This is a genomic window from Paenibacillus sp. FSL k6-2145 (genome assembly GCF_037976585.1).
Lineage (GTDB): Bacteria > Bacillota > Bacilli > Paenibacillales > Paenibacillaceae > Paenibacillus.
The window spans coordinates 874,539-887,933 of record NZ_CP150267.1 but is presented as its reverse complement, the minus strand read 5'-3'; the positions used below and the strand labels follow the sequence as shown (position 1 = coordinate 887,933).

At 45.4% G+C, this 13,395-nt stretch carries 14 protein-coding genes and 1 riboswitch; of the genes, 10 read left to right on the top strand and 4 right to left on the bottom strand.

Going from position 1 to position 13,395, the window contains the following annotated elements:
• Positions 1 to 66: 66 nt before the first annotated feature.
• Positions 67 to 1,353 (bottom strand): DUF2515 family protein, encoded by a 1,287-nt coding sequence (locus NZ043_RS03915; protein WP_339310739.1) that lies wholly within the window; start codon positions 1,351 to 1,353, stop codon positions 67 to 69.
• A 142-nt stretch (positions 1,354 to 1,495) separates the two neighbouring features.
• Here NZ043_RS03915 and NZ043_RS03910 point away from each other — a divergent pair, with 142 nt between their 5' ends.
• The 7 genes from NZ043_RS03910 to NZ043_RS03880 all read left to right on the top strand — a co-directional run bounded on the left by NZ043_RS03910 (position 1,496) and on the right by NZ043_RS03880 (position 8,372).
• Positions 1,496 to 1,840, top strand: coding sequence for a thioredoxin family protein (locus NZ043_RS03910; protein WP_017692403.1), 345 nt, complete (start codon positions 1,496 to 1,498; stop codon positions 1,838 to 1,840).
• Between the two features lie 299 nt (positions 1,841 to 2,139).
• A complete protein-coding gene (locus NZ043_RS03905; protein WP_339310737.1) occupies positions 2,140 to 3,078 on the top strand; it encodes a heme A synthase in 939 nt (312 codons plus the stop codon).
• 197 nt (positions 3,079 to 3,275) lie between these two features.
• The gene (locus NZ043_RS03900) at positions 3,276 to 3,992 is read left to right on the top strand and encodes a Cthe_2314 family HEPN domain-containing protein (protein WP_339310735.1); all 717 of its coding nucleotides are present in this window, start codon (positions 3,276 to 3,278) and stop codon (positions 3,990 to 3,992) included.
• Between the two features lie 136 nt (positions 3,993 to 4,128).
• Positions 4,129 to 4,270, top strand: a riboswitch (SAM riboswitch).
• A gap of 125 nt (positions 4,271 to 4,395) precedes the next feature.
• Positions 4,396 to 5,430 carry a methionine ABC transporter ATP-binding protein gene (locus NZ043_RS03895; RefSeq protein WP_339310733.1) on the top strand — a complete coding sequence of 345 codons (1,035 nt, stop codon included), beginning with the start codon at positions 4,396 to 4,398 and terminating at the stop codon, positions 5,428 to 5,430.
• Entirely contained in the window at positions 5,431 to 6,090 is a 660-nt protein-coding gene (locus NZ043_RS03890; RefSeq protein ID WP_133387446.1) for a methionine ABC transporter permease, read from the top strand.
• A gap of 74 nt (positions 6,091 to 6,164) precedes the next feature.
• Positions 6,165 to 7,004 carry a MetQ/NlpA family ABC transporter substrate-binding protein gene (locus tag NZ043_RS03885; protein WP_091037894.1) on the top strand — a complete coding sequence of 280 codons (840 nt, stop codon included), beginning with the start codon at positions 6,165 to 6,167 and terminating at the stop codon, positions 7,002 to 7,004.
• Positions 7,005 to 7,592: 588 nt separating this feature from the next.
• Complete coding sequence (locus NZ043_RS03880; RefSeq protein ID WP_133387449.1) at positions 7,593 to 8,372, top strand: SDR family oxidoreductase; 780 nt, start codon at positions 7,593 to 7,595, stop codon at positions 8,370 to 8,372.
• Positions 8,373 to 8,511: 139 nt separating this feature from the next.
• On the opposite strand, the gene NZ043_RS03875 is transcribed toward NZ043_RS03880, so the two are convergent.
• Positions 8,512 to 8,757 (bottom strand): NifU family protein, encoded by a 246-nt coding sequence (locus NZ043_RS03875; protein WP_053783253.1) that lies wholly within the window; start codon positions 8,755 to 8,757, stop codon positions 8,512 to 8,514.
• A gap of 80 nt (positions 8,758 to 8,837) precedes the next feature.
• On the opposite strand from NZ043_RS03875, the gene NZ043_RS03870 reads away from it, so the two are divergent.
• On the top strand, positions 8,838 to 9,092 hold the full coding sequence (locus NZ043_RS03870) for a YuzB family protein (protein WP_036605750.1): 255 nt from the start codon (positions 8,838 to 8,840) through the stop codon (positions 9,090 to 9,092).
• Here NZ043_RS03870 and NZ043_RS03865 read toward each other — a convergent pair.
• Positions 9,089 to 10,150: an NAD(P)/FAD-dependent oxidoreductase gene (locus NZ043_RS03865; RefSeq protein ID WP_036673332.1), complete on the bottom strand. Its 1,062-nt coding sequence runs from the start codon at positions 10,148 to 10,150 to the stop codon at positions 9,089 to 9,091. The genes NZ043_RS03870 and NZ043_RS03865 overlap by 4 nt on opposite strands.
• A 234-nt stretch (positions 10,151 to 10,384) precedes the next feature.
• Positions 10,385 to 11,491: an aminofutalosine synthase MqnE gene (mqnE, locus tag NZ043_RS03860; RefSeq protein WP_091037892.1), complete on the bottom strand. Its 1,107-nt coding sequence runs from the start codon at positions 11,489 to 11,491 to the stop codon at positions 10,385 to 10,387.
• 631 nt (positions 11,492 to 12,122) lie between these two features.
• Between mqnE and NZ043_RS03855 the strand changes: the two genes are divergently transcribed.
• Positions 12,123 to 12,479: an iron-sulfur cluster assembly accessory protein gene (locus NZ043_RS03855; RefSeq protein WP_062837974.1), complete on the top strand. Its 357-nt coding sequence runs from the start codon at positions 12,123 to 12,125 to the stop codon at positions 12,477 to 12,479.
• 225 nt (positions 12,480 to 12,704) lie between these two features.
• Positions 12,705 to 13,346: an NAD(P)-dependent oxidoreductase gene (locus NZ043_RS03850; RefSeq protein WP_124117486.1), complete on the top strand. Its 642-nt coding sequence runs from the start codon at positions 12,705 to 12,707 to the stop codon at positions 13,344 to 13,346.
• The last annotated feature ends 49 nt before the right edge of the window (positions 13,347 to 13,395 follow it).

Below are 13,395 nucleotides of genomic sequence, written 5' to 3'. Positions count from 1 at the left end.
GAGGATTAGCTATACATCGGGGTATTCACATCATCCGGCTTTACCTGCTCTATATGATCTTCAGCATTAGTGTGTAATGGCTTTTGCATCATGAGCCAGTGCTGTTTTCAGCATGCCATACCGGTGTTCGTGACTCATCTCAAACAGCCATGGCCGACGCGGTGCCGTCAGATAACCGAGACAATCCCGAGTCTGAAGCCAGTCATGTCTGGTGATTGGTTCATAAGGCGTATCCCCCCATACGGCGAGCAGTTCCGGACTATATAATCGTTGACCTTCTGGAAGCCATTCTTCATCAAGCAGCGCCTGAGCGTATAATGTATGATCACCTGACTCGTCTTCACGCTGGGTAAACAGGCCAGGCCAATATTCGGCACGCGAGCCACGATGGGGAACCAAACGTGCAAACTCCAACACTTGTGTGTGTACTTGCTCCACGCCAAATAACAGAGCGTATAGGCCTTTGCCAAACATGATTCGCTCATCCAGCTTGCCAAAATGTTCAATGACACGTCCTGCGAGTCCTGCTCCCCGTCCAAGAGGAAAGACGATATGATTCAGACCGGCCAGATTATGCAGATGGAATGCGGGTTTGGAGAGGACTTCTTTTTGAAAATAAGGATGCTGCACGACCCGGCTCTCGATGTAGTTCTGCTCATTAATAATTAATGCCACACTAAGCAGTGAACTGCAGCGTTCCAGCCAAAAGCGTTCCCAAAACGGCGTCATAAACGCCGATACGTGAAAGTGGGATAAAAGATGGAAACAGCTTCTTCCGATCCGGCGACTGTTCATATACAGCAGAAGCTGGGGATAGGCATCCTGGAAAATGAGTGCATTACACCGCTCCAGCAGCCGATACATATGCTCGCGATCACTCTGATTCTGTAGATTATGCATCAAGTCACTCTGAAGATCTGTCATGTGATATCCACCGTTGCGAGAGACCATATGGGCCAGTAGTGCCCAATGCAGTTCAGGATATTGCTCATAACATTCCAGATAGGCCGCCGTGCGAGTGATATTACTCCGATTGTGCTCCTGGGTCAGTGTCTTAATCTCTTCCAGAATGATGCAATCTTCTTCGCAGACGAGTGCGCTTTGAACCTGATCCGTGCGTGCAAAGGACTTGCCGCTGGCAGGTAACAAACGCTCCACCTCAGACTGGAGGGCAGCTGCCGTATCTGTATCCCACTCGATGTCACGCAATGGGTGACGAAGCTGTGCTGAAGCTTGCCATGCCGCTTGTTTGCCACGCCAGATTTCACGGGCAGCACCCGGAATGGAACGGACCATCTGCAGGAGGGACCCGTGATGTTGTTCGCTGGAAGAATCGGTTCGGGTGGAAGTCATGATGTGACATCCTTTCATGATGTTCTGGGTTTAAATTCACAGAGCATGTGGTTTATTCTAAGTATGCGCTGATTATTTGACTTCCACTCGCCAATTTGCTTCACTTAGGGTAAGACAAGGTACAGAAAGGGAGATGAACTGAATGGAACAGATTACTTCCAAACCGGCTTTTGATGTAGCCATCCAATCCCCACGTTTGACGATTGCCGTATTCAAGGCAGACTGGTGTGGAGACTGCAAATACATCGATCCGTTTATGCCTGAGGTTGAAGAGAAATATGCACGTGAACTGACTTTGATTGAGGTCGACGTGGATCAGGTTGGAACGGTTAGTGAAGAGCAGAATATTCTTGGCATCCCAAGCTTTGTGGCGTATACAGATGGCCGCGAACTCGTACGGTATGTGAACAAGCTGCGCAAGTCGAGAGAAGAGATTGAGCAGTTCCTGGATCGCGCAGTCGAAGTGTACAACACGATCCATAAATGATAATAAAAGTATGACAAGTTCATGTTGTAAAAGGGTATACTTAAAAGAACGCCATTTCTCTTGAAATAGGGAAATGGCGTTTGTGTGTTCGACATGTTCTATGTAAGAAACGTTTCTGTACATATCTCCAATGACTTGTGGGTCATTATTTCATCAGACGTTAACATTTTGTCACAAAGCGCGACGTCAATGAACATTTTATCCGGTATAATGAATTTAGTTGTGAAATAAGTGTCAAAGTACCGAAACAAGCGGAGAATATTCTTCGCCATCTTAAACCAACAGCGGGTGAGAAAAAATTGAAACACTTAACTTTGTTTAAATGGTTAACCGTATTAACCTGTCTTGTCATGTTTCTGGCCACTTTTGGTGGAGGCATCGTAACCAAAACGGAATCTGGCCTTGGCTGCGGAACGGAATGGCCTTTATGTAACGGAAAACTCGTTCCGGCGCATACTGTGGCTTCACTTATTGAATATTCCCATCGCGCTGTAAGCGCACTGGCTGGACTGTTGTCCATTGCCTCGTTTGTTGCTTTTCTGCGGTTCGGCAAGTCACGCCGTGACCTGCAATTGTTTTCTTTCTTAACCCTGGTATTTGTTATCGTCCAGGGAATTATGGGAGCTTTTGCTGTCGTTTTCTCCCAATCTTCAGCGGTCATGGCACTGCATTTTGGCTTTGCACTGATTGCTTTTGCCAGTTCCCTAATGATGGCGCTGGGCATAAGGCAGGAGGCAAAAGATGGCGGATTGGAGCGCCTGAATAAATACCCTCGGGTTAGCAAAAAATTCAGGAATCTGGTCTGGTTCTCCACCATTTACACATATCTCGTGGTATACACGGGTGCCTTTGTGAGTCACACGGATTCTGCCGGCGGATGTTCCGGATTCCCGCTCTGTAACGGGCAGATTATTCCTGAGCTTTCGGGTGGGGTAGCGGTTGCTTTTGCTCACCGTGCAGCAGCTGCGTCGCTTGTGATTGTTATTGCAATTCTGGGTCACTTCGCTTACCGTAATCATCCGGACAACAAGGAAATGCGCACCCTTGGCGTAGTATCCGTTATTCTCATCCTGATGCAAGTCGTGATTGGTATTTTCATGATGGTGACAATGAATCGTCCGGAAGTATACATGTTCGTAGCTCTCGCACATATGCTGGATATCGCCATATTGTTCGGAGTCTTAACGTATATGAGTTTCCTGGTGTACAAGCTGCATCGTCCGGTTAATCGGATCTAAGATATAGATTCATTCATTTTTTAAAAGGAATTGGGCTAAATAAAAGTCCACCATCCAGTGATGTACATCATTGGACAGGTGGACTTTGTTTGATGTCAGGTGGATCAGGGCAACCTATGGCAAGCAGCAATTACACGGAATGGATGATGTGTTAACGGTGATGAAATCTTGTTGATTTGGAAAAGAGGAGGTTAGATATGCTGCGAACGTTGCTGGGGGAAAAACCGCGTATCAATGAAGGTAAATTAAAGGCAGCGATGGACGCAATGGCGCATACGCTTGAGCTATTTCAGCGCCAAATGCATGTGGACCATGATCCCACGCATGACTATCGGAAACTGTATGTGTGGACCCAGGGGCTCATCTCCTCACTGGATGAACTGGAGCAAAGCTGCTTCGCTGCTGCTCATTTTCGCAAAAAGGTGGTTGCAGGTTCAACGGATGATATGACGCCGGCTGAAAAAGCCGAGTATGCTCGGTATGTGTATTTCTACAAAGATGGCTTCATTCGCTGCTTTGCCATTCTGGATAAAGTTGGCACCGTCTTAAATGAAATATTCCAACTGAATACTTCAAATACCAAAGCGCATTTTTCCTATTTTACTGTGTTAAGGCAGTTCGATTATGCGAGGGAGCATCATGATCTTGCATTGCGATTGATTCAGATCAAGGACTCTTATCGGGAGCCGATGAGCAAGCTGCGCAAACGTCGTAATATGGAAATTCACTACATGAACTCCGAAATGCACGATGACCTGTGGCAGTTACACCAGACCTTGCAAGGTAAAGTGAAGTTGGAGGATCTGAATCAGCATGTACAGGAAATGCGTCAGGGCGTGGATATGGTCTGTGAAACGTTAACAGCCTCTTATAGTTATATCAATAATATATGGAAAAGAAATAATTCCCTTTGACAAATCGGAATACTTGGAATATACTGAGTTTCAATTAGAATGTTACAGTGACAAAGAATGAATTGATATTTCAAAAGTTACGTTCACATTATAAAGCATGAACTACATGAACTTATAAAATCCTACAACAACATATTTCTTATCGAGAGCGGCGGAGGGACAGGCCCGATGAAGCCCGGCAACCGATTTGTAACGACATGATGGATGTATCATTCGTTATAGATGTTAGGTGCTAATTCCTACAAAATGGTGCAAAGCACGATTTTGGCAGATGAGAAGGTATAATCTTTCACGTGAAGAGCCCTCTTTGTATCTGCAAAGGGCTCTTTTTTGTACTTTAAGGGGAGTTTTCCTTTAGATCGGGTAAAGATACATGTAGGTGGTTGGAAAGGGGCAAGTGCGATTGATTGAATTAAAAGGTTTAACGAAAACGTACGGCAAAGGGAAAAAATCTACAACAGCGTTATCCGAGCTGAATTTGAGCATCCAAAAGGGTGAAATCTACGGCGTGATTGGCCATTCCGGAGCGGGCAAAAGTACATTGATTCGCTGTATTAATTTGTTGGAACGCCCTACGGAGGGGGAAGTATGGGTTGATGGGATCAACCTGACTGAACTGAGCAAAACCGAATTGCAGCAACAGAGACGCAAGATCGGGATGATTTTCCAACACTTTAATCTGTTATCCTCGGCAACGGTATATGACAATGTAGCTTTTCCACTAAAACTTGTGAATACACCCAAGGAAGCCATTGATCGCAAAGTGAAGGAAATGCTCAATCTGGTTGGTCTGGAGCACCATAGCAACAAATATCCAGCTCAATTATCGGGTGGACAGAAACAACGTGTAGGGATTGCGAGAGCACTTGCGAGTGATCCGAATGTACTTCTCTGTGATGAGGCTACTTCAGCACTTGATCCGCAGACGACAAATTCAATCCTGAAGTTACTGCTCGACATTAACGAAAAGTACAACCTCACGATTGTGCTGATTACACATGAGATGCATGTCATTCAGAACATCTGTGACAAAGTGGCTGTCATTCATCAAGGAGGGATTGTGGAGCAAGGACCTGTAACAGAAGTGTTCCTGAAGCCACAACATGCCATTACACGGGACTTCATGATGCGTGACCATGAAGCTGGACTTGCTCTGGAAGAGACCGCTCTGGCAAATGCAGGCGTTGAATTGCAGGCAGGTGTTGCTTCCAAACTTGTGAAGATATCCTTTCTGGGTAACAAAACCTATGAAGCGATTTTGTCTAGAACGGTACGTAAGACAGGCGTGGATTTTGCCATCCTGCAAGGTACAATCTCAACGATCAAACAGGTTCCTTATGGACAGCTGACCGTTCGGTTCGAGGGTGATTCCATTGCGATTGATCGGACGATATCAGAATTAACCGCTGAGGGACTTGATGTGGAGGTGCTTCGTTAGATGGATTTTTCAACAGTTCGCTGGGAAGAGGTTGGTAAAGCTTCCATTGAGACACTGCAAATATTGGGTGCATCAGGCTTGTTTACCGTAATCTTTGGTTTACCGCTCGGGGTGCTGCTGTTCATGACAGCCCGATCTGCTTCAACCAAATCACGGGTGGTGTACATTATACTGTCCCTGATTGTTAATATTTTGCGATCGATCCCATTTATCATATTGATTGTTGCTATTATTCCATTCACTCGTTCGCTCGTCGGTACAGCTACAGGGGTGCTTGGTGTTATACCACCTTTGGTTATTTCGGCAGCTCCTTACTTCGCTCGACTGGTAGAGACAACAATGCGTGAAGTCGATCGGGGTGTCATTGAAGCGGCACAGTCGATGGGGGCATCGACCGGACAGATTGTAAGACGAGTGTTACTGCCTGAGGCACTGCCTGGACTGCTTGCTGGTATAACGATCACCATTGTTACGCTTGTATCGTATACGGCGATGGCAGGCATGGTTGGTGGTGGAGGTCTGGGAACGCTGGCAATCAACTATGGGTATTATCGTTATCAGAATGAAATTATGATCATTTCCGTTGTATTTATGGTCATCTTAGTGCAAATTCTCCAGATGGCTGGAGATCGCTTGGTTACATTTTTCACCAGGAAATAACACATAGATAACATGATGGACATGCATTCGTGCGGACGCCACATGAAAAAATGATGAGAGAAGGGGTTTTACACATGAAAAAATGGTCTTTCGCTCTACTTAGTCTTATGCTGATTGCAGTTCTTGCAGCTTGCGGAAACAACAAGGATGCCGATAGCGGCGCAGACAATTCAGCAGGTGCACCACGTACAGTTGAATTGAAAGTTGGAGCTTCACCTACACCACACGCAGAGATTCTGGAAAGCATCAAGCCTGAACTGGAAGCACAAGGTATTCGTTTGCAAGTTGTTACGTTTAATGACTATGTTCAACCCAACCAGCAACTCGCTGATAAAAAATTGGATGCAAACTTCTTCCAGCACCAACCTTATCTGGACACAGAGAATAAAGAACGTGGATTCAACCTCGTTTCTGTAACACCTGTTCATGTTGAACCTTTTGGTGGATACTCCAAAAAGATTAAGTCTTTGGATGAATTGGCTGACGGCGCAAAAGTAGCAATTCCAAATGACCCATCCAATGGTGGACGTGCTCTGTTGTTGCTCGCGAAGGAAGGTATCATTACGCTGAAAGACAACACAAATATTACTTCTACGATTCAAGATATCACAGCAAATCCGAAAAATCTGGATATCATCGAGCTTGATGCAGCCATGATGCCTCGTCAATTGGATGAAGCGGATCTGGTATTCATCAACGCCAACTATGCCCTTGAAGCAAACCTAAATCCAGCGAATGATGCTTTGTTGATCGAAGATCTGCAAGGTAACCCATACGCAAACATCCTCGTTTCCCGTGAGGACAACAAGGATGCAGATGCAATTCAGAAACTGGCTGCTGCCTTGCACTCCGAAGAAGTGAAAGCATTCATCAAAGAACGTTATAAAGGTGCAGTTGAACCTGCAACTGAATAATTCACGATATGCATGACATGATGTGAAGCTATATAAAATAAGCCGTATATCTCTCCAGAAGAGATATACGGCTTATTTTATATTACTAATCTGTGCTGAGGTGGGGATCAACATAAGTCAGAGTTTTTCTTCTTCTCCATTTAAGCTTTTGATTTTGTATCTGATCCAACCGATTAGCCCGAGAACGACAACCAGGATCAAGGCCCATCCTTTTTTGAGCAAAAGAAGAGCACTGAATTTCTGGGAAGCCGTGTACCCGATCACGCCCATCAGAAGACTGTTGAGCCCTATGGTGGATGTTTTGTCAGTCGAAGCATTGTACTCTTCGTAGGTATATCCTGCATTGCTGCTAAGTTGATTAAGGACAGTGCACTCAAATTTTGATCGTCATCATGGATATGACCTGTCTTCACGTACTCAAACACAACATACCACGAGCCGAATTCACTATTGCTGGTTAGGCTTCCGATTTCAATCAAAATATATTTGGAATTAAAGGTGGATAATCCCTTGTGGATAAGCGAGTTGTAGGAGGACGATAAATCTTTTATACTGGATAGTGACTGCTCTTTGAAGAGGGGGATGAACGTGAAGGGAAAGATTGCCCTCATAACGGGAAGTGCCAAAGGTCTTGGTAAAATGACGGCCCTCAGTCTGGCAGATCAAGGGTGTCATATTGCCCTCAACTATGTACACAGCAGAACAGAAGCTGAGGCTTTAAAGGCTCAGATTATAGCCAAGGGTGTGCGGTGCATTGCCATCCAGGCTGATATATCCAAGGTGGAAGATATCTCTTCATTGGTTGAGCAGGTGGAAGGCAACCTGGGCAGCATTGATATTTTGGTGAATAACGCAGGTCCATTTGTCCGTGAACGACGATTATTTGCGGATTATTCTGAAGCTGAGGTCCAGATGCTTGTGCAGGGAAATCTGTTGGGACCGATGTTGCTGGATCAGCGTGTATTGCCAGAGATGAGACGCAAGCAATGGGGACGCATTATCCATTTTGGCTTCAGTCATGCTGGAGAAGCGAGATCTTGGCCTCATCGCGCCGTATATGCAGCTGCCAAGGTGGGTCTGGTATCTTTTACAAAGACACTCGCGGTTGAAGAAGCCCCGTATGGAATTACGGTTAACATGGTATGTCCAGGTGACATTCGTGGTGCGAACAAAGAGAAAACGATTGATGAAATGGCAGACATCATCGATGAGGAAACGCCAAGAGGGCGTCCTGGCAGCGGTGAAGATATTGCACGAGTGATTACGTATCTGTGCCTTGATCATTCCGATTTTATAACAGGTAACATTATGGATGTATCTGGAGGACTTGATCCGATTCGTCCAACCATACAGCGCGAGGATACTTAAAAGGTGAATTAAAGGATTGTACGTGGAAACGGGTCAAAGGGACAGATGAAATGGACTCTCTGCATATGCACACAAAAAAAAGAGCCCTCCGCTTCATGCGAAGCGAAAGGCTCTTGAGGTTTATTTCGTGAAGGATTGATTAGAATACTTGTACGACTTCTTGTACACCCTCAACTTCTTCGAGAAGGGCACGTTCAATCCCGGCTTTTAAGGTAATGGTGGAGCTTGGGCAACTGCCGCAGGCACCGACCAGTTTCAGCTTAATGATGCCGTCCTCCACGTCGACCAGTTCCACGTCACCGCCATCGCGCTGCAGGAACGGACGAAGTTTATCAAGCACATCAGATACCTCATCATACATGGTGCTTTGTGCGTTTTCGCTCATATTGTTCAACTCCTTTCCTTCCTATATTATATTACAAATGGCCACAAATTAAAATGGTCAAACAAAGCAGGTGAACTTAAATGAGACCGATTATTGAATTTTGTGCCAATAATATGCATTTTGGCACAGATGAAGTCATGGATCAACTGGAAGAAAATCCAGACTATGACGTGATTGAATACGGCTGCCTAACCAACTGCGGCCAATGTTCTATGACTCCATTTGCACTGGTGAATGGCGAAGTTGTCATCACGGACAAAGTGGAAGATCTATATAACGCCATTTTGGCCAAAATTGCCGAAGCCGATGTCTGGGACGAGCTCGATCTCGACTAGCCGAGATGGCGCTTGGACATCCAGAGCACACCACTTTTCAAAATACGAGGTACACGTCCCATCATGGACGTTTTGCCCATCAGCCCAAACCCAGACTTCTTGCCGAGTGCACCGAGTGTGCCACGAAGCTTGAGTGGATGTGGATTGGGCTTTTCGCCTTTCCAGAGGGCATGCTGAATATGGGCGATCTGCTCACCCTGCACTTCCGCAGCTTGACCGCTAGGTGCATAAGGGACACTCGCACAGTCACCAACGACATATACATCGGTATATTCCGGGATTTGGTAGTATTCATTCAGGACGACACGTCCTTGAGGGTCTTTGGTTACGTCCAGATCCTGTACCACTTTTACGGGCTGAATGCCTGCAGTCCACACGACAGCATCCGTTAGAATCTGTTCATCCCGGTTATAGATAGCATTAGGTTCAACACGTGAAATGGCGATATGCCCGCGTGTCTCTACCTGATGTTCGTTGAACCATTCATGCACATACACGGACAGACGTTGTGGGAAAGCGGATAATACACGTTCACCACGATCCAGAATGCTGATGTTTAGATCGGGTCTGCTCTCACGAAGTTCGGCTGCCATCTCGACACCACTTAATCCTCCGCCTACGATATGAACATTGCCATAGGCTTTGACTTCATTAAGGCGAAGGTAGGTCTCGCGTGTTTTGCTAAAGCTCTGAATGGTACAGCTGTAGTCTTCGGCGCCTGGTGTATTGTGGAAACGGTCTGTACAACCAAGTCCGATGACAAGCTTGTCGTACACGAGCGGGTCTTGGCCTTCAAATTCAATCTGACGCTGCTCCAGGTCAATCGAAGTAACTTCTCCATACCGGTAAGTGACTTTATCGCTCACTGGAAATTGGATACGCAGGTCATAATCAGATACGGTTCCTGCTGCGAGTGCGTAATATTCTGTCTTTAATCCCTGAAAGGGGCTGCGGTCCACCAAAATAATTTGTGTATCGGATGGAATTTTACCCTCCAGAAGTTCCTTGATGATGGTGAGGCCGCCATAGCCGCCTCCAAGAATGACGAAATTTTTCATGACTCGGCTTCCTTTCTGCATCAGTCCCACTGAAATGGGGCTGTAAACTGTGGAGCAGCTATGCAATAACATAGCTGCTCCTTTTGTTATGATTTGAATAATTAAAAAGTAGACGTTGAAAATTGAAGATATTATTCAGCAGTTTGCACCACTCGAATTCAAACGTCTCCCTATCATGAAAGCTGCGTTCTGGAGTGGTGCTGGTGCAATATTGGTTGTGGATGGATCTATGTCCTATTCGTACACTTGAATTTCATTGTAGAACGTATCACGTTCTACCGGAATACGTCCTGCACCTTTAATGAGCCATATGAGCTCTTTACGTGTAAGGCCTTCAGGTGTGAGTGCACCTGCCGCATGACTAATCCGTTCGCGAACGATCGTGCCGTGTGCATCCGAAGCACCAAATCCAAGAGCAACTTGAGCTAGCTGTGGACCGATGTTAATGAAGTATGCTTTGATATGATCGATGTTATCCAGCATCAGACGGCTGATCGCAATTGTTTTGAGATCCTCATAAGCCGAGTTACGACGCATAATACTCGCGTTTTTACTTTTTGGCTGCATGGAAAGCGGGATAAAGACCATGAATCCGTTGGTCTCATCTTGCAATTCACGGATCTGCACCATATGGTTGACGCGGTCCTCATAGGATTCGATCGATCCATACAACATCGTAGTATGTGTACGCATGCCGAGATCATGAGCTGTACGGTGCACCTCAAGATAACGATCCACGTTGGCTTTGTCTACACGCATTTTTTTGCGATATTCATCCGAGAGAATCTCAGCGCCGCCACCAGTCAATGTTTTCAGACCTGCTTTTTGCAGCTCTTGCAGAACTTCCCTGATACTGAGTCCGCTAATCCGGGTGAAGAAATCAATCTCGGCTGCCGTGTAAGCTTTCAGTGTAACATCTGGATATTTCTCGTTTAAAGCACGCAGGGAATCGACATAATACTGAAAAGGAACATGGTTGTTATGTCCGCCTACGATATGGAACTCACGTACGCCCGGATGAATATGCTGTTCCACATAATCGATCATTTCCTGACCGGATAATGTATAAGAGCCTTCTTCACCCTGGTCTTTACGGAAATTACAAAAAGCGCAGCGGGCTTCGCATACGTTTGTAAAATAAAGACTCATGTTTTCGATGAAATATACTTTCTTGCCATTTTTCCGCAAGTTGGCCTCATTGGCCAGCTGGCCCAAAGTCAGCAGATCATCTGTTTCATACAGATATACGCCGTCTTCTACGCTCAGCCTTACGCCGTTCTGCACTTTCTCAACGATTTCAGCCATTCTTTTGTCTGTGAACGGTGTTACCAATGTAGACATACTGTTTCCTCCTGTTCTTAACCGGATTTGAGTTGTGTGTAGGATCTGTATACAGAACTACATAGCAAAGATGCGGTCATCTGCCGCTTCCTTATAAGGACTAACTCTTATTTACCCGGTGCAGCGTGTGCTGCATATGAAAGCTAAATTTTTTCAAAAAATGGAGTCTGTTGACTCATATATGCATTGGGGACTGCGTTGCAGTCTCGAAATGTGAAAAAAATTACAACTCCAATTATGACCATCGTCTGAATAAGTCATGACAAAATATCGACATTTCAGTGCGACCACCTATTCATTATAAACCTCGTATCGCGGGGGTTCAATACACTGGGAAGAAAAAGGAGTTCAGGGGGAACGCGGAAAGAGGCAAACATGACTTGAGACCCTTGACGGGGTGGAGTATAATTTAAAGAAGAGTTAATGAAAGGTTGTTCAAAAGTACGCTTTTGATTACGAAGGATGCCTAGCGGCATCTCAGCGTCGAATATGGGATTCAGCCGAAATGTCCGTTGCTCACGTAGTTTTGCCTACGCTCCGCTACTCCATTTCTATCTTCATCCCATCTTCTTGGTACTGAAAAGCGCCCTTTTTGAACATGATTTTATATGAAAAAGGAGAGTGACCTGGCATGATTAACATCAGCGAAACGGCTGCTGACAGATTGAAAGAGATGCTTGCACAGCAAGAGACACCTGGTATGTTCCTGCGTCTTGGCGTAGCACCGGGCGGTTGCACCGGATTTTCGTACGCCATGGGCTTTGACGATAAAGAGTCCGATGAGGACCTGTATATGGATATTCAGAACATGAAGGTTGTAGTCGAGAAGGAAAACCTGAAATATCTGAATGGACTTGAAATTGATTTTGAAGAGTCCGGTATGACGGGTGGGTTCACCATCCATAATCCGAACGCAGTAGCCACTTGTGGTTGTGGATCTTCTTTCCGTACGAAGGAAGATGCGGGTGTGCCTGATAAGGATTGTTAAGAAACTGAGTTGTACAGCGGTTTCCCAATTCTGTTTTGAAATAAGCAGTTTGCAATCCCTTTAATAGATAGCCTCTGAATTGTATCCGTTTTGCACGGGCATGATATCAGGGGCTTTTTTGCGTGTACTGAAAGTATCATGGTTGACAAACTTAGTTGTAACAATTATAGTTACAATATAAAGTTCAAATATAAACAATATCGATAATTTAAAGGAGAGATCATGATGAATATTGCAATCATTGGTGCAACAGGCAAAGCAGGAAGTGTAATTTTGAAAGAAGCAGCAGACAGAGGGCATAAAGTAACGGCAATCGTTCGTAATGCATCCAAATTGGAAGATAAAAGCCTGAATACGCTGGAGAAAGATGTATTCGATCTTACAGCTGAAGATGTTAAAGCGTTCGATGTGGTTGTAAATGCATTTGGTGCACCAGCGGGTAAAGAAAACCTGCATGTGGAAGTAGGACAAGCGTTGATCAACATCCTGAAAGATGCACCAAACACTCGTCTGATCGTTGTGGGTGGAGCAGGAAGCCTGTTCACTGACGAGTCCAAGACATTGCGTCTCTTTGAATCCCCAGGATTCCCTGATGCATACAAAGCAACTGCAACGAACCAGGGTCAAAACTTGCAGGATCTGCAAGCATCTTCGGGTATTCAATGGACATTCCTGAGCCCGGCTGGATTCTTTAATCCAGAAGGTGTACGCACCGGCAAATATCAAGCAGGCAATGACGTTATTCTCGTGAATAGCGAAGGCAACAGCTACATCAGCTATGCAGACTATGCGATTGCTTTGGTTGATGAGATTGAGAACCCGCAACACAAAAACGAGCGCTTTACCGTTGTTGGCGAAGTGAAGTAACACTTTTAAATTATAATATGGAACATACAAACGGACGCTGATCTCCACA